Annotated in this window: 12 protein-coding genes, 1 tRNA gene, 1 pseudogene and 1 other annotated feature; of the genes and pseudogenes, 5 read left to right on the top strand and 9 right to left on the bottom strand. The window is 38.9% G+C overall.

What is annotated here, in order from left to right; genetic code table 11:
• Positions 1-762: 762 nt before the first annotated feature.
• The 8 genes from rplL to rplS all read right to left on the bottom strand — a co-directional run bounded on the left by rplL (position 763) and on the right by rplS (position 6,126).
• Positions 763-1,167 (bottom strand): 50S ribosomal protein L7/L12, encoded by a 405-nt coding sequence (gene rplL, locus ACP6PK_RS14775; RefSeq protein WP_426560329.1) that lies wholly within the window; start codon positions 1,165-1,167, stop codon positions 763-765.
• Between the two features lie 418 nt (positions 1,168-1,585).
• A complete protein-coding gene (gene rplJ, locus ACP6PK_RS14770) occupies positions 1,586-2,152 on the bottom strand; it encodes a 50S ribosomal protein L10 (RefSeq protein ID WP_094673752.1) in 567 nt (188 codons plus the stop codon).
• Positions 2,153-2,386: 234 nt separating this feature from the next.
• Positions 2,387-2,512: a sequence feature (ribosomal protein L10 leader region), on the bottom strand.
• 29 nt (positions 2,513-2,541) lie between these two features.
• On the bottom strand, positions 2,542-3,258 hold the full coding sequence (rplA, locus tag ACP6PK_RS14765; RefSeq protein ID WP_094673751.1) for a 50S ribosomal protein L1: 717 nt from the start codon (positions 3,256-3,258) through the stop codon (positions 2,542-2,544).
• Positions 3,259-3,638: 380 nt separating this feature from the next.
• Entirely contained in the window at positions 3,639-4,064 is a 426-nt protein-coding gene (gene rplK, locus ACP6PK_RS14760; protein ID WP_094673750.1) for a 50S ribosomal protein L11, read from the bottom strand.
• Complete coding sequence (gene nusG, locus ACP6PK_RS14755) at positions 4,064-4,738, bottom strand: transcription termination/antitermination protein NusG (RefSeq protein WP_094673749.1); 675 nt, start codon at positions 4,736-4,738, stop codon at positions 4,064-4,066. Before nusG ends, rplK begins: the two co-directional genes overlap by 1 nt.
• Complete coding sequence (gene secE / locus ACP6PK_RS14750) at positions 4,735-4,959, bottom strand: preprotein translocase subunit SecE (protein ID WP_094673748.1); 225 nt, start codon at positions 4,957-4,959, stop codon at positions 4,735-4,737. Before secE ends, nusG begins: the two co-directional genes overlap by 4 nt.
• A 607-nt stretch (positions 4,960-5,566) precedes the next feature.
• Positions 5,567-5,639, bottom strand: a tRNA-Trp gene (locus ACP6PK_RS14745).
• A 103-nt stretch (positions 5,640-5,742) separates the two neighbouring features.
• Positions 5,743-6,126, bottom strand: coding sequence for a 50S ribosomal protein L19 (rplS, locus tag ACP6PK_RS14740; RefSeq protein ID WP_293092340.1), 384 nt, complete (start codon positions 6,124-6,126; stop codon positions 5,743-5,745).
• Positions 6,127-6,733: 607 nt separating this feature from the next.
• Here rplS and ACP6PK_RS14735 point away from each other — a divergent pair.
• From ACP6PK_RS14735 to ACP6PK_RS14725, 3 genes are all read left to right on the top strand, one after another.
• A complete protein-coding gene (locus ACP6PK_RS14735; protein WP_426560325.1) occupies positions 6,734-8,581 on the top strand; it encodes an EamA family transporter in 1,848 nt (615 codons plus the stop codon).
• An 885-nt stretch (positions 8,582-9,466) separates the two neighbouring features.
• Positions 9,467-11,140, top strand: coding sequence for a chaperonin GroEL (gene groL / locus ACP6PK_RS14730; RefSeq protein WP_426560323.1), 1,674 nt, complete (start codon positions 9,467-9,469; stop codon positions 11,138-11,140).
• Between the two features lie 624 nt (positions 11,141-11,764).
• Positions 11,765-15,178 (top strand): pentapeptide repeat-containing protein, encoded by a 3,414-nt coding sequence (locus ACP6PK_RS14725; RefSeq protein WP_426560321.1) that lies wholly within the window; start codon positions 11,765-11,767, stop codon positions 15,176-15,178.
• A 618-nt stretch (positions 15,179-15,796) separates the two neighbouring features.
• Here the strand turns inward: ACP6PK_RS14725 and ACP6PK_RS14720 are convergent.
• Entirely contained in the window at positions 15,797-16,765 is a 969-nt protein-coding gene (locus ACP6PK_RS14720) for a cyanophycinase (RefSeq protein WP_426560319.1), read from the bottom strand.
• Positions 16,766-17,243: 478 nt separating this feature from the next.
• Between ACP6PK_RS14720 and ACP6PK_RS14715 the strand changes: the two genes are divergently transcribed.
• Positions 17,244-17,447, top strand: coding sequence for a hypothetical protein (locus ACP6PK_RS14715; RefSeq protein ID WP_426560317.1), 204 nt, complete (start codon positions 17,244-17,246; stop codon positions 17,445-17,447).
• Positions 17,444-17,791, top strand: a pseudogene (locus ACP6PK_RS14710) (PIN domain-containing protein). Before ACP6PK_RS14715 ends, ACP6PK_RS14710 begins: the two are co-directional and overlap by 4 nt.
• The last annotated feature ends 6 nt before the right edge of the window (positions 17,792-17,797 follow it).

Genomic DNA, 17,797 nt, shown 5'->3' with positions numbered 1-17,797 from the left:
TAGCGGTGGGTAGCACTATCGCCACCCGACAGACTTTATCTAAAATCTAAAAACTATTGCGCAACAGTTGAATTAATTCTCAATCTAAACCAAACAATAGCATTTCTCTATAAGAATGCACTTACAGCAGTTTTTATTTTAGTAGACCACAGTAGTAGCGCGTCTAGCTTAAAAATGTGGGTAAAGAGCAAGTGTGCGGAAGACCTCTGCCCCGACCCCTCTCCTGCAAGGAGAGGGGGGAAATATTCTCCCCCTTCCCTACCAGGGAAGGGGGTTGGGGGGTTAGGTTTTTTACCCACAATTTTAGCCTAGACGTCCTAGTAGGTGCGTTTTCCTATGGTATCAAACCTATTCGTTATAACTCCTGATATCAAATCCGGATAATTACTATACTCAAGTCCGCAGCGTCTGGAACGGAGTGGAAGGTTTGCGGAGCATTCCGGAACGGATAGCAATCTCCTCAACATAAGAGATTGCTTCCTATCATCGCAATGACCACTGTTAAACCGGATTCTATACAGCAGTTTTCATTTGAGTAGACCACAGTAGGGGACTAACCATGGTTAGTCCCTACAAGGTTTTGGTTGTGACGATGTGGTTTATCAATCAGCAAAAGCGCTGTATGACTTCTGAATTCTGACTTCAGCCATAACTTCCATAGAAAAGAGCCTGTATGTTTGATACAAGCTCTTATAAAAAAAGTCTAGAAATATTCTCCAATTTTATAGTGAATATTATTCACTAATATTTTCCCAAAGATAACTATTTAATTTCTACCTTAGCTCCTGCTTCCTCTAATTGCTTCTTGATATCTTCAGCAGCTTCTTTAGCAATACCTTCTTTCAGTGGCTTAGGTACAGACTCTACCAATTCTTTTGCTTCTTTCAGACCTAAACCTGTGATAGTACGAACCACTTTCAGAATAGCAATTTTCTTATCTGCTGGAAACTCTGTTAGAATTGCATCAAATTCTGTTTGCTCTTCCTCTGGTTCTGCTGCCGCTCCTGCACCAGGCGCTCCTGGCATAGCCATAGGCATCATCATACCACCACCACCTGAAGCTGCAGTAACCCCAAAAGCATCTTCAATTTGTTTCACTAATTCAGATGCTTCTAGCAGAGAAAGTGACTTAAGTTGTTCTAGAATTTCATCAGTTTTTGCAGACATTATTAATCTCCTATTTGTTGTTAATTTACAATTATTTGTTGAGGATTATTTTGACTATTTATTATCTGAAGTTTAGTCATAAAATTGATAAAATATCAGTCAAAAAAATCACTTTGAAAAAGGAAGAATTCATTAATTGATAATTGATAATGGATAATTGATAATTACCTCTGGTTAAAACTGAGAGGATTGAATATCAGGAAATATAATTTCTTTTTTCCCCTATCCAAGGGGATGCTTTAAACCAGAATCATTTAATAATTAATAATTGGGTAAAAAGCAGGAAAAAAGAAAGCTTAAATTCCTTATAGAACCCATTTGGTATCTCTACCAAAATTCAATTAACTTTTTAGCAGGAGTGACCCTTACGAGAAAAAGGTTGAAAAATATTTCAATATACCTCATCTCCCCTACTCCCCTACTCTCCTTGTTCTTCCTTTTCGGAAACTGCTTTCAGAACCCTACTTACAGTAGCTGGAACCTCATTAATACCAGTAGCAAGCTGAGTAGGTACAGCATTCAATGTACCAGCCAACTTACTAGCGATACTATTAATAGAACCAGCAATTTGAGCAATTAACTCCTCCTTAGAAGGTAGATCGGCGATCGCTTTAACTTGATCTTGAGTCAGCACTCGCCCTTCCATGACGCCACCCTTAAATTCTGTTTTCTTGGTGGCTTTTTGGAAGTCTTGGTATGCCTTAATGGCACCGCCAATATCATCCTTCAAGAAAAGGAAAGCATTAGAACCTGCAAGTAACTGTTCCATAGGTTGCCAGTTACTATCTTCTTTAACGGCAATTCCCATCAAAGTATTTTTAGTAACTGAACAAACGCTACCTGTAGGTATTAGTCTCCTGCGGAGATCTGTAATCTCAGCAACAGATAATCCTTGATAATTAATCACCAGGGTTAGTTGACTTTCACTCAAGTTTTGCTTGATATCTGCCAACATTTCCTGTTTTTGTTCTTTAGTTTTGCCCATATTTATCACCTGCTTTATAAAACTGATACAATTTGTCACATAATCTGACAAATTGATGTTTACTTCCTGCTGTACGGACGTTGCATGCAACGTCCCTACGAGGCCGTAGACGGTTGCTCATCCACAGGCATTGACGGTCAAGCCCACCGCATTTATCAGATTCAAGCTCTTTGACAAATCAAAAGCCCCGGCAGATTTTGGTATCTGCCAGGGCTAAGAATTATAAAATCCAAGTCAAGCAATTAAATTAGGGTCTTTTACAAAACCCTCTATTGTTGTCTTTGAATAATTAACTCTTGAACCTCGGCAGGAAATTAAGCTATTAGCACCTACTGTCTTCAGCTCTTTGATTTTGATTATTTAGCTTGAAAAATCTCAATAAATTGAAATTAAGCTGCTTCCGTTAATTTTAGATCCCGCAAACTATTAACTTCAATTTCTATTGAAGGCCCCATTGTTGATGATATAAATACACTACGCCAGTAGCGACCTTTAGCACCAGAAGGACGGTTGCGGTCAATACACTCTTGTAGAGCTTTTAAGTTTATCAGTAAATCTTCTGCTGAAAAAGAAGCTTTACCAAACATAACATGAACAATACCAGTTCGGTCTGCCCTAAATTCTAACTTACCTGCTTTAAATTCGTCAATTGCTTGTGCCAGGTCAAAAGTTACAGTACCGCCTTTCGGGGATGGCATTAAACCTCTCGGTCCGAGTAAACGACCTAGTTTTGCTACTTGAGGCATCACATCAGGTGTAGCGATTAACCTGTCAAAATCCATCATACCTTTACTAATTTGTTCAATTAGCTCTTCTGAACCTGCTAAGTCTGCTCCTGCTGATAGAGCTTCGTTAACTTTCTCACCCTTAGCAATGACGGCAATTCTAATTGTTTGACCTGTTCCCTTCGGCAAGGCTACTGTAGTTCGTAGTTGTTGATCTGTATATTTAGGATCGATTCCTAAACGAATATGAGCTTCTGCTGCTTCTGGAAATTTTGCTGTAGCTGTTTCTTTTAAAAGTTGAAGTGCCTCTTCTGGTTCATAAGCTCGCTCTTCTACTTTTTTTCTTAGTTCTTCTAATCTACGAGAGACTTTTTTTGGCATTTAATCCTCCTGGGGTACCTAACGAAGCTCTGCTTCTCCCCCTATATTTTTTACTTTCAGTTTGACTTTTATTAGAAATTGAATTAATAGTTCATAAAAATATGGTCAAATATGACATATCCTTAATTAATTTTGCAGGTATTACTCTGACTGGGTGAATTACACACCCTCTATCCCATGGTCAAAGAGATTAAAGTTTTAATTCTGACTCTGCTGATTAATTCTCAAATTATTTGCATATATAAGGGAAGTGCCTTTTTGGAGTCTTTAATAAACTACCAGTTCAAGACTCTAAAATTCTCATCCAGGTTAGTATAAAGAGCATACTAAAGATTAAAAAATTGCTCCCCTACTCCTCTACTCCCTAACTCCCCTACTACTTAATCAGCGATCGTAATACCCATATTTCTTGCTGTACCTGCCACAATTTTCATTGCAGCTTCAATGTCATTAGCATTGAGGTCTGGCATTTTTGTTTGGGCAATTTCTTGGAGTTGAGCCTGTGTAATAGAGCCTACCTTTGTCTTATGTGGTTCACTAGAACCACGATCTACCCCTGCTGCTTTTTTAATTAAAACTGCTGCAGGTGGAGTCTTCAGAACAAAAGTAAAACTACGGTCTTCATAAACTGAGATTTCTACTGGTACTACCGTACCCGCTTGGTCTGCAGTTTTGGCGTTATACTCCTTACAAAACGCCATAATATTCACACCATGCTGACCTAAAGCTGGACCAATAGGCGGAGAAGGGTTAGCCTTTCCTGCCGTAATAGCCAACTTAATCAGCGCCACGACTTTTTTTGCCATTAGTTATGTTTTTCTACCTGATTAAACTCTAATTCTACAGGCGTATCGCGTCCAAAAATGGATAATAGCGCCTTCAATTTACTTCTTTCTGGACTTACCTCAATTACATCACCTTCAAAGTCTTTAAATGGCCCTGAAAGTACCGTAATATGGTCTCCTTCTGCCACTGTTACTTTTAGCATAGGCTCTTGCTCTTGAGCTCGCTTAAAGATCCTCTCTACTTCTGAAGGACTTAGAGGTAATGGTTTAACATGACCGCGACCCCTTCCATAGCGACGCTTTTGTTCAGCCCCTACAAAGTTAATCACATTTGGGGTACTTTTGACAACCTGCCATGCTTCGTCATCAATTCTCCATTCTTTTGGTTCCTCATGCCAATTTAGCTTCATTTGTACTAATACATAGCCAGGAAAAACTTTTTCTTCACTATGTTGACGACTACCATCTTTACGAAGCCTAATTGCAGGTATATGAGGAATCTCTATTTTCAATATTTTATCTGTAACATCAAGAGTTTGAATCCGCTGAGATAAATTAGCTTTAACCCGTTTTTCACAGCCAGAGGCAACTTGTACTGCATACCACCGCAGCTCTCCTTTTTTAAACTCTTTAGTTTCTTCTCCTCCTTGTTCTGATTGTTTTGTCTCTTGTGTTTCTTCTGAATATAAATTCATCCAAACACCACCCCGGCTGCCCAACTAAAGAACTCATCTACTAGGTAAATGATTGTTGCTGAGAGAATAACCATCAATAGTACAGCAACAGACTCACTTATAAGTTGTTCTCTGCTTGGCCATACTACTTTATCTAGTTCTCCTTTTGTTTCTTGGAAAAAAGTTACAGGACTAAAACCTTCCTTATTTTCTTGTACTTTTATATCCTCTTTTTTGGCCACAATAATTACTTTCTCCCCTTAGTTTGTGATGTTATGTCATCACTCATGCTTATGCTATAACGGTAGCTCTCTCAACCTCATAGTTCAGGCTTTGCTGCTTCAAAAGCCATCGACTAATCAAGGCTCTACAAGAAGCAAAAATAAAACCCACAGAAACTCTTTCCACCGGGTTAAAGTTTCATTAGATACTCAAGGACGAATGTGCTAGTCTTAAGTTTTCCAACCCGTCCATTTGAAAGTTTCTGAGTGTTTCCCAGCAATAAACTTAGTTAGTTGCTACAAAATCAAAGATTAAAAGTCCCGTTATGCTTTAGATAGCACCAGCCTCGAAGGCCGAACCTCTTTCCGTTCTGAATGATTGCTTCAAAGACTGCAATTCTCAGCCCAACAACCTTATTTATACTAGCAAATTTCAGGTATAAATGCAACATTGATTTATGTTGACCAATCGCTCTTTTGTTCTCTCCTTTCAAAGCCAAGACGATTATTCTTTGGGTCAGGGAAACTTATTTGAAATAGAGAGTCCCTTAGCAGAAGATTAAGTTTTGTTCCAGTCACCTCAGCATCTTAGAGGAAAGGAAAAAGTATTTTTAACTTAGTGATTCAGCGCGCCCTGGAGGACTCGAACCCCCGACATCAGGTTTTGGAGACCTGCGTTCTACCAACTGAACTAAGAGCGCATAGTTGAGGTATTAGATTTTATCTAATCTACCTCGACAACTTTTGTTAGTATAACATAACTTTTGATCAAGTAGCAGAGAATTTTTGAGATTCTTTTTGACACTATAAAGGACGATCGAATCTTTGCTTAACACGAGTGGCCTTACCAACACGATCTCTCAAATAGTAGAGTTTAGCTCTACGCACTTTACCGCGACGGATCAATTTAATACTAGCAATCCTAGGAGAATGGAGTAAAAATACCCGTTCTACCCCGACACCTTGAAAAACACGACGGACTGTAATAGTTTCGTTTATACCTCCATTCCGCATGGAAATAATCGTACCTTCGTAGGGTTGGACTCGTTCTTTTCCTCCTTCTATAATTTTGACTCCGATTTTTACAGTGTCACCTACATAAAGTTGGGGAATTTTCTTTTTCGAGCCTTGCTTAAACTTTTCTATTTCTTCAGCTTCAATCGAGGAAATTATTTCTTGGGCTTTCATCATACTTATTAAAACTCACAATCTATTATTATATATCATTGACTACGAGCATGGCAAGAAATTGACACAATAACTATATATTGTTAGAACTTTACCGAAAAATAAAGGTATAAAGCCTATCACTCGCCGTGGAGAAACAAAAAAAATTTTCCTTTTATTCAATCCTATCCGTTTTTAGGGAGAGGTAATTATCAATTATCAATTATCCATTATTGAAAGTGTTTTTCAGTTTAGTAGACCACAAAATTTATCAAAATAATTGGGTCGTCCAACCCTGCCTTTTAAGGCGAAATGTTTTTGGAGGGTTGCTCACCCATCCCGATGACAAAAAAACTTCTAACTTTTGACTTCCTTAGAATCTAATCCCCACTACTACCGAATCTACTTGATCGCTCAACTGTCTTAATATATTGTGAAGGCAATATGTCCCAAAAATCCTGGGCAAATTCAGTTGAAGAAGAGTAAAATTGGTCAAAATGGGACATTATTCATCTCTGTAGGCATTTGCATGATGGCAGTTAGTTCAATATTGATGGCCTGTAGACAGAGGAGTGCGGAGACTTCTAGGATGAAGCAATAAAGTATTGTGAGCTTCAGATTAGCAAATATGGAACGAAAAATGAATACTCAACCTTCAAATCAGGGAGCCGAAACTCCTCAATCAGCAGAAGAAGTCCTGAAGTTAGTGATTCAAGACTTGGATAGTTTTCGTCAAAATTTGACAAATCAGTTAGGCCAAGATGTAAACAGATTAAGAGTAGAGAAAGAACAGCTTAATGAGGATGTAAATAGATTACGGAAACAATATGAACAGTTACAATCTCAACAACTAGAATCTCTGTCTCAGCGACAAATAGCCCAGCAACAATTATGGCTCAAACAACTCGCCCAAGTTCTGGCCAATAATTTACAACAACAATTAGGCCAGAAAATTAGAGAGTTAAGGGAGAATGTTGACCCAGGATTACAACCAGGTGGTTTTCCAGTAGGAGAGTTATCAGGATTACAACCAGGTAGTTTTCCAGTAGGAGAATTATCAGGATTACAACCAGGTGGTTTTCCAGGTGGAGAATTATCAATGAATAATCCTCCAGATAGCTATTATGAATCTGCTAATGAGTTGGGATATTCCTTGTCTGATGCTTTGAGCAGAACATTTGATACCCTAAAACAGGAGTTGGACAGTTACGAAAGTGACCTTTCTGTACGACTAAATAATATGCGTGGTATGGAGCAGCAGTGTGAGGTCATTCTAGAAACTTTGGTCAGTCGCCTTCAAACACAACTGGAAAACAATGATGTAGTTTCATCTGGAACTTATCAAAATGCTCAGTCTGGGTTTAGGAAATCAGTCAATACTACTTCTGCAGAAACATCAACTCCTGTTGAGTCACCTGTTGAGTCTCCAGAAAAACAGACTATATCTAAACCTGAATCTAGTCCCAAACCTCAAAAGTCTGCTTCTCAAGTTCAGGTTGGTTTAATTTTGGCTCTACTTTCAGCAGCAGCGTTATCTTTATTTAATGTTTGTATCAAGATTATTTTTAATACACCACCACAACCACATCAAATTTTTGGTGGTTTATTTTCAATGTCAGGATTAGTTAATCCTAATTTTGGTAATTCTTTATTAATTTTATTACTACGACTGATAGTAGTAATGTTATTAATGCCGATAGTAGCAACATTTCTCTATCCTGCTGTTTGGAGTGATATTGAACGTTTTATTAAATCCAAAGATTTTTCTTTATGGTGGAAGGTTATTGGTAGTGCTTTCTTTTTGTTTTTATCCCAGGTATTAATATATATTTCTATTGGTAATATACCTACTGGTATTGCCATTACAATTTTCTTTATTTATCCAATTATTACTGTTTTATTATCTTGGGTATTATTTGGCGATCGCCCTTCTATTGTAAGGACTTGTGCGATGGTTATTATTGGTTTGGGAGCAATTTTAGTTCTTCCTAGTGGCACTGGTAATTATCAACAAGGAGTTTTGGCTGGAGTAGGTGCTGGTATTACTTTTTCTGGATATGTTTTACTAACACAAATGTCCGCAGGAAAGCTTCATCCTATTCCATTTAGTTTAATTAATTTCGCTGGAATTTTTGTATTTTCTGCTTTAGGTTTAATTATGCCTAAACCTATAGAATGGTCGGCTAATATAGATACTACTGTATGGTCTGGTTTAATTGTTGGTGGTATTTTTCTGGGGATTTTAACACTTTCTAGCTATGTATTAAATAGTTTTGCTATTAGATTTGCTGGAGCTGCAAGAGCATCTATTATTGGTACTTTTGGTCCTGCTTTAACTGCTTTACTTGCCCTTTTTACTATTGGAGAAGTATTAGGAGTGAAACAGGTTTTTGGCATAATCTTGGTAATTATTGGTGTTGCTGCAATGAGTTTTGAAAGAATGTTTGGAAGGAAGAAGGAAGAAGGAAGAAGTTAGAAGCAAGAAGTTATTTATGAGATAAGGAAGAAGCAAGAAGTTATCTAGGAGAGAAGAGGGAAGGAAAAAGGGAGAAGAAAAGTATATGAGTTTAATATATCAATACTGTTGAATTAAGGATTTTTTTTTGCAGTTATGTAATCTTACAGCAGTTTTCATTTGAGTAGACCACAGTAGGGACTAACCATGGTTAGTCCCTACAATGTTTTGGTTGTGAGGATGTGGTTTATCAATCAGCAAAAGCGCTGTAATATAGCAATCCTAAATAGGTTGTGATAAATTAAAAAGTAAATAAAAAATTTGAAACTCTTACCTGTTGCCTGTTGCCTCTTGCCTAAAAAGCAGTAAGATTTTTGCCATGAATATGCGGAGGATTGCTATAGCTAGTCTAATAATTTCATGTCTTATGAGTTAAGGAACAAGAAAGAACGCTTTAGTTATCTAGGACAGAAGGAGTAAATATCCATCAAAAAGGAGAAAATGATAGAGATAACAATCTAAAATAGATTAGAGCAGCTATTTTTCAGCATATCAGAGATATTCAAAAATAACTGCTTAAATTAATTATAGACGGCTATATTTATCATTTTTGCTCTTTTCCTCAATATTTCTTACTTCCTCCTTGTTCCTTCTTCCCTCTTCCTTGCTTCTACTATTTGTAATAAACATTTATAAAATTGGTATAACTTCTTCCTTCCTCCTTGTTCCTTCTTCCCTCTTCCTTGCTTCTACTATTTGTAATAAACATTTATAAAATTGGTATAACTTCTTCCTTCCTCCTTCTTTCTTCTTCCTTCTTCCTTACCTTAATGTACGGTTTCCACGAACTAGCACTCGATGATGTAGAGTGCTAAATTTTTATTTGGAAGCAATAGGAGAAATTATATGGCCAAAATTGTAGAATTTGATGATAAATCCAGACGCGCTCTAGAGCGAGGAATTAATAGCCTAGCTGATGCGGTAAGAATTACTATGGGGCCAAAGGGTAGAAATGTATTATTAGAGAAAAAATTTGGCGCTCCCCAGATTGTTAATGATGGGATTACCGTAGCTAAGGATATTGAATTGGAAGACCCCCTAGAAAATACTGGGGCTAGATTAATTCAGGAAGTGGCATCTAAAACTAAAGATATTGCTGGAGATGGCACAACTACCGCTACAGTTTTAGCTCAATCTATGATTAAAGAAGGTCTCAAAAACGTAGCTGCTGGCGCCAACCCAGTAGCAGTGCGTAAAGGGATTGAGAAAACTGTTAATCAGTTAGTTCAAGAAATAGAAACAGTTGCTAAACCAGTAGAAGGAGAAGCGATCGCTCAAGTTGCCACAGTCTCCGCAGGTGGTGATGCAGAAGTAGGGAAAATGATTTCTGAAGCAATGGATAAAGTTACCAAGGATGGGGTAATTACCGTTGAAGAATCTAAGTCTCTTTCTACAGAATTGGAAGTTGTGGAAGGGATGCAAATTGACCGTGGTTATCTTTCCCCTTATTTTGTAACTGATCAAGAGCGTTTGGTAGTAGAGTTTGAAAATGCTCGTATCTTAATTACTGACAAAAAAATTAGTTCTATTCAAGATTTAGTAGCGGTACTAGAAAAGGTTGCTCGTGCTGGTCAATCTTTATTAATTATTGCTGAGGATATTGAAGGGGAAGCTTTAGCTACTTTGGTGGTGAATAAAGCACGGGGTGTACTAAATGTTGCTGCTGTGAAAGCTCCTGGTTTTGGCGATCGCCGTAAAGCTATGCTCCAAGATATTGCTATTCTTACTGGTGGTCAACTCATCTCGGAAGAGGTTGGTCTGAGTCTAGAGATGGCAGACCTAGATATGATGGGTGTTGGTCGCAAAATTACTATTAATAAAGATAACACTACTATTGTTGCTGGTGGGGATACAGCAGAAGAAGTGAAAAAGCGGATCGGTCAAATTCGCAAACAGCTTGCAGAGAGCGACTCTGATTATGATAAAGAGAAATTACAAGAGCGCATCGCTAAATTAGCTGGTGGGGTAGCAGTAATTAAAGTTGGTGCTGCCACAGAAACTGAACTCAAAGACCGGAAGTTACGCATTGAAGATGCTTTGAATGCGACAAAAGCTGCTGTAGAAGAAGGTATTGTACCTGGTGGTGGTACTACTTTAATTCACTTGTCTACTAAAATTGATGAGCTAAAAGGTAGCTTAACAGATGAAGAGCAAATTGGTGCTGATATTGTGAAGCGTGCTTTAGAAGCTCCTTTGCGTCAAATTGCTGATAATTCTGGTGCAGAAGGTTCCGTAGTTGTAGAGAAAGTACGTTCTACTGATTTCAGTGTTGGTTACAATGCTTTAACTGGCGAATACGAAGATATGATTAGTGCAGGTATTCTCGATCCAGCAATGGTGGTACGTTCCGCGTTGCAAAATGCAGGTTCTATTGCTGGTATGGTATTAACTACTGAAGCTGTAGTTGTTGAGAAACCAGAGCCGAAAGCTCCTGCGCCTGATATGGATGGTGGCATGGGCGGCATGGGCGGCATGGGCGGTATGGGTGGCATGGGAATGCCTGGCATGGGAATGATGTAATTTCTAGCCATCAGCCATCAGCTATCAGCTATCAGCTCAAGTCCAAACAATAGTTTGTAAAGGATTTTAATTTTATTAATGTCCTAACACTTTTCTGTAGTGCTATATATAAGTTAGCCTGTTGATCAAGGGGTGTTGCTCTAGTAGCGCACCCTTAATTATTTTGTAGCACAAGCTTCCAGCTTGTCCACTTATATCATGTCCTGATGATTACTATAGCCTGTGTCATTGCGAGTGGAACGGAGTGGAAGGTTTGCGGAGCATTCCGGAACGGATAGCAATCTCAGTGGTCTCAGGAGATTGCTTCCTATCGTCGCAATGACGAGTGTTCAATCGGATTTCATATTATATCATGTCCTGATGATTAGTGATAAAAAAAATTTTGTTTGTAGTATAGCTCTCAGCCTTATCTATAGTTAGGGCTAGAGCAATTCTACGAACTTTAAAAAAAGCATAGAAACCGGGTTTGTATCAAATGCCCTTGTACGGACGTTGCATGCAACGTCCCTACCATCGACCTCCGACAAACCCGGTTTCTTATAACACTTCCGTTGCCAAGTGGATCATGATATAAATTTGAGAATGCTATAATTAGTCTCGTTAATATTAATATTTAGACTAATTATGGCTGGTAAACTTTGGCGGAATATTTGGCGAGTTCTCAACACAGAAATAGAGTTAAATTTATCGGAAACTGTTAAGGGTGGAGTTGAGTCGGCTAAGGCGGTTTTGGAAATAGCAAAAGCAATACAAGAAAATAAGGATGCTAAGGAATTAAAACCTTTTATTGAAAATATTGATTCTGTTTTGGATGTGTTAAATTCTCCCCTAGGAAAAGTTGTGAAGGAGAGTTTACCTTTTTTGCCTATTGCAACAGGAATTATTTCTTATATTGTTGAAAAAACTCGTAAAGAACCAACGTTAGAAGATGCGGTACAGTTGGTAGCTCAAGTGGCTTATTTAGAAAGTATTAGACAATTTTTTATAGAACATCCAGAAATATCGGAGAGGCTGACAGAAACTGAGGCATCGGAAGCAGTACAAGAACAAATTAATAAGTTGGATGAAGATATTGATTTTAATGACCGAGATGCTAAAGATACTTTGATTTGTTTTTATGATTCACCCTTGAGAAAAAAGTTTGATGAGATTTTATTTGCACGTTTCAAAGAATCTAATTTGGATGAAAATACTGCCAAAATTGTCACAGAAAGAATTTCTCGCAGTACCCACCGTTATATGAAAGAAGCGGTGGTAAAGGTGAAAGATGATGCTAAACAATTAGCGGGAATTTATGGAGATGGTTGGCAGCAAGATTTAGAAGTTTATGGCAGTATTGATAATTATTTGAAACACAACATCGCTACTAAACCACAGGAAAAAGTATTTGATGAAAATTTCTCTTTTCAGGATATTTATGTACCACTAGAAGTTAAATCTGTTAAGTCCGATGGGAAGGTTCAAGAAACAACAACATCCCAGAATATTGAGGAGTGGGCAAAAACAATTTTGGTGGATAAAAAGAAAGACAATAAGGTGTTATTTATTCAAGCAGGGCCGGGAAGAGGAAAAAGTGTATTTTGCCGAATGTTTGCTGACTGGGTGTGCCGGGAATTACATCCTATTTATACGCCTATTTTGATTCGGTTGCGGGATGTCAAAAATTTTGCTGCAAATATTGATGAGACTCTAGCTGATACTGTGGGTTGGGATTTTATGAAGACTGATAGCGGTTGGTTGACAGACCGCAATACCCAATTTCTGTTTTTGCTGGATGGGTTTGATGAGTTATTGTTGGAGCGGGGTGCAAGTAATGAGTTGAAAGTGTTTTTAGACCAGGTGGCGCAGTTTCAGAAACGGGCGACAGAAAATAAGGAACGCGGTCATCGGGTGTTGATTACTGGTAGACCTTTAGCACTTTATGGGATTGAAAGGTTGATGCCTCCTAATTTGGAGCGGGTGGGTATTTTGCCCATGGGTGATGATATTCAGCAACAGTGGTTTGAGAAATGGCAGACGGTTGTAGGGGAAGAAGAAGCAGAAAAATTTCGGGAATTTTTGCGCAGTCAACAATGTCCGAAGCAGGTTCAGGAGTTGGCACGGGAACCACTTTTGTTGTATTTGCTAGCTGCAATGCACCGAGATGAGCAGTTACAAGGAGAAATGTTTGCTACTGCTGATGTTGGTAAGGCAAAAGTTTTGATTTATGAGCAGGCGTTGAAATGGGTGCTGGAAAAGCAGCGAGCAGAAGAGGGTAAAAGTCTTAATCCTGAAATTACGAAGTTGGAGCCAGAAGATTTAGAAATTTTGTTGGCAGAGGCGGGGTTCTGTGTGGTGCAGTCTGGTGTCGAATATGCTGCTATAAAAATGATTGAAGACCGACTGGTGAAACAGGGATATAAGGAGTTGCAAGCGTTAATTGAAAAAGCGAGGCAAGATAAACAAGAGGATGGGTTAAAAAATGCTTTGGCTGCTTTTTATTTGAAGTCAGCAGCAGGGGCAGAAAATTCGGTGGAGTTTTTTCATAAGAGTTTTGGTGAGTTTCTCTGTGCAAAACGGATGGCAGAAAATCTGGAAGATTTGACGGAGAAAACTGGGAAGCGACGTAAGACTTATGTGGTGTCTGATGAGGAGTTGGAATGGCAGGTTTACGATCTGTTGGCAGATCGTCTGGAAGATTTGACAGAGAAACCAGGGCAGCGACGTAAGGTTAGTTATTCTGTGTCTGATGAAGATTTAGAGTGGCGAATTTACGATCTGTTTGGTTATAGAAGTTTGACAGTAGAAGTTGTGGAATATTTGATGGCGTTGTTGGTGAACAATCAAGTCGATCTGGTGTTGTTGTTTGAGCGGTTGCAAGAGTTTTATTTAGACTGGTGTAATGGGAAGTTTATTGAGGCGACGGAGGAAACTTTACCTCAGAAAAAGGCGAGAAAGTTACAGCAGTGGGGTATTAAGTCGGGGCAGCGGTGGGTGGATATTTATACAGGGTTGAATGTGATGATTTTGTTGTTTGAGTTGCATCGTTATGGGCAGTCTCAGGAAGATTTGTGGAAGCAGTTACATTTTTATCCTTGCGGTAAACCCAGCAGTAAAGATTTTGATCGAACAAGACGACTACTACTGGGGATTATTAGTTATAGTCAATGTCTTAAGGGTAGGCTTTTTGTGGAAATGGTAGGTAAGTTTCTCAGTGGTGCCGACCTCAGTTATGCTGAACTCAGTGGTGTCAAACTCAGTTATGCTGACCTCAGTGGTGTCAAACTCAGTTATGCTGACCTCAGTGGTGTCAAACTCAGTGGTGCCGACCTTAGTTATGCCATCCTCGGACGTGCCGACCTCAGTGGTGCCATTCTCGGATATGCCGACCTTAGTGATGCCATTCTCGGATATGCCGACCTCAGTGGTGCCGACCTCAGTTATGCCGACCTTAGTGGTGCCAACCTCGGATATGCCGACCTCAGTGGTGCTAACCTCTTTTTAGCCAACCTTGGAGATGCCTACCTCAGTAGTGTCAACCTCAGAGGTGCTATCCTCGCAGAAGTCCGCTTCAGAGGTGCCGACCTCAGTTATGCCAACCTCGGATATGCCGACCTCAGTTATGCTGACCTCAGTGGTGTTAACTTCAGTCGTGCCAGCCTCATTCGTGCCAACCTCAGTGCTGCCAACCTCAGTGCTGCCCGGCTCTTTTTAGCCTACCTCAATCGTGCCGACCTCAGAAATTCCCACCTCAGTTATGCTGACCTCAGATATGCCGACCTCAGACATGCCGACCTCAGACATGCCGACCTCAGTTATGCCAACCTCAGTTATGCCAACCTCAGTTATGCCAACCTCATTGGTGCAAACCTCAGTGGTGTCAACCTCATTGGTGCAAACCTCAGTGGTGCCGACCTCAGTAATATCAAATGGGATAATCAAACCAAGTGGTCATATACTATCGGTTTACATGAAGCAATAGAAGTTCCAGAAGACCTACAACAAAATCCAGAATTTGCCGCAGCAGTTGCTGAGTCGGCAGGAGCTAGTCAAGAATAAGAGTAAATTTTGTAGGGTGCTTTATACGGCTTAAATTCAGACTATGAAAGAGATTTAACAATCCGTCGCAGGGCACCGTTTTAGTTTTTCGGTCTACTACTTTTTTGATACTAACAATCAGCAGATTATGAGCGGTGCGTTACGCTTTCCTGCGGAATGCTGCACAAACGCTTTTTCCTGACGGAATGCTCCGCAAACATGTCCCGCAGGGAAAGGCAGCCTACTGAACTGACACAATAGTGCGTTACATCATTGGGGGCGGGTTTATCTAACTTTAGGTGAAAGCTCGCGTTAATTTAAGGAGGGAACCCGCCCCTACTATTGCACTATTTAAGGTGTGTCACTGTACTACTGAACTGACTTTCACGCTTATTGATGTTTGATTCATCTATTGGACAATAGTTAGAGCGGGCTAATTCAATCTAAAAGTGTTTACATTCTAAAGGTTTGAGGATTTTTTTGGTCAAAAAGTAGGGTTCTAATATCCGTTGTGCGAGTAAGAAAAAAAGCTCTGAATTTATCAGTAAGCGATCGCCTCTCCTTAGATTTTAGGGAAGAAAAATTATGTCAGAAAAGTAGGGATGTTGTATGCAACGTCCCTACTGCTTGATTTATCCTTTAATAAGGATTTGAATTAATTTCCCCATTCTCTATACTAACTTCATAATAATCATCATTTAATGCTCTATTATTCAAATCAAAAGTTTGACCATTTCTCCTTTTCCAGACTTTGAACCTACTAAAAGTTAGTGGAGTTTGAGGTTCACATTCCTCTGGCAGATGGTCTCCCAAAACAAAATAAACAAACTCATCTCCTACTACTTCTGCTAAACCATCTCGATCCACAATTAACGAAGTATTTTCATCAACACCAATACCTAGAACATTAGAAGATATTCCATCCCGTAGTAAACGAGCAACAAAGGTCATCAACCGACCCATGCGATCGCGCTGATATAAATGGGTATCTATAACAGTATCCTCGAAATTCCCCCAGTGGAAAAAATCTTGACTAAAAGTAATATCTTCGTATGGATTTTCTAAAGCAGTTTCACTGGTAACTGTCTCAGAACAAGCCTTGAAGACAAAATTACTTTGAATCATTGCTCCAGCACTGGTACCCCCAACTGCTCCACCTCTAGCAATGACAGAATTAATAGCTCGATCGACTCCCGTATTTAGATAGTTCCGCAAATATTGACACTGGTCGCCACCAGCAAAGAAAATCACTTCAGCATTTTCAATATCTTCTATAACATTCTCTTCCATAGCATCCTGCCGATCGGAAATGATCAGAGTCTTCACTGAGTCTACCCCATCCATAGCGAGAATTGGTTCATTATAGGCATCGCTACCAGAGTGACGAATTACAACTACATCTACTTTTTCCTGACAAAAATTGCATCCTCGGACTTGATTAATCATCCACTGGATTGCTTCGTCCACATCAAAGCCACCACCACCTAGGTTATAAACTGGGCCAGCTTGTTGTAAACTAAGATGAGCAAAATTGTTCTCTAGATAACCGTAGCTTTTTGCCAGGGGAGGAAAAACTAAAACTATGGCAACTGTTAAGAATAGAACCACTGTTACTTTTAGTGATTTGTTGAATAAAGAAATTAAAAGCGAATTTAACGAGAAAATAAACCTCATAAATAAACTCCTAGATATTAATATCTTCAATAATTGATAATTGATAATTGATAATTACCTCTTCCTTTTAGGGAGAGGATTGAATAAAAGGAAATTTTTTTTTGTTTCTCCACGGCGAGTGAGAGGCTTTAAACCTTAATTATTCGGTAAGCATTCAGCCGTCTGGCAAACGATTCACTATTGAACTCTACTATAATATTTAGATAAAAGCAATTTGAAGGAATAAAAATTATGTCATAACTCCAACAATTAAGAAAAAAAGCTCTGATATTATGTCCGGTAGCATCGGTATTGTATAGGGAAGTTAAGGAAGAAGGAAGAAGGAAGAAGGAAGAAGGAAGAAGGAAGAAAAAACCTTACATAAGGTAAATATTTCCCCAACTTTTACACAAACGATACCAGCGGACATGATATGAATTTATCAGTGAGCGATCACTTGTTATTACTCCAGGCCATTACAGATTCTTTGAACGAGGAACTCCGCCCTCGTCCAGAGTTACCTCCTGACTTCTTAGACAAGTTCCGAGGTATAGGAAAAACAGATAGTCCACCTCCAAATGATGAGGAAGTTGAAGCGATGCTTGAAGAACGTTTAGTGGAGAAATATTTAAAATGAGAGTTTTAATAGATACAAATATTGTTTTAGACGCTTTGCTAGAACGGGAAGCATTTGTTCAGGATGCAAGGACTTTATTCACAGCTATTCAATCTCAGCAAATACAATGATTTGTCACAGCAACAACTTTAACTAACATTTTCTACATTGTCAGAAAACAAACTAAAAGTCTTGAAAGAGCAAGAGAAGTTGTTTCTATGACATTAGCATTTATGGAAATTTGCGAGGTTAATGGTAATATTTTAGAAACTGCTTTTGCTTCTAATTTGACAGAGTTTGAAGATGCAGTACAATTAGCTTGTGCTTATGCTAAGAATGTTGATGCTATTATTATACCATTTTGAAAAAAG

The organism is Dapis hubbardiae BLCC-M172 (assembly GCF_050016015.1).
In the GTDB taxonomy this organism is placed as follows: Bacteria; Cyanobacteriota; Cyanobacteriia; order Cyanobacteriales; family Microcoleaceae; genus Trichodesmium.
Note: the sequence above shows the minus strand (reverse complement) of the source record. Positions and strands in the feature narration are given on the sequence as shown.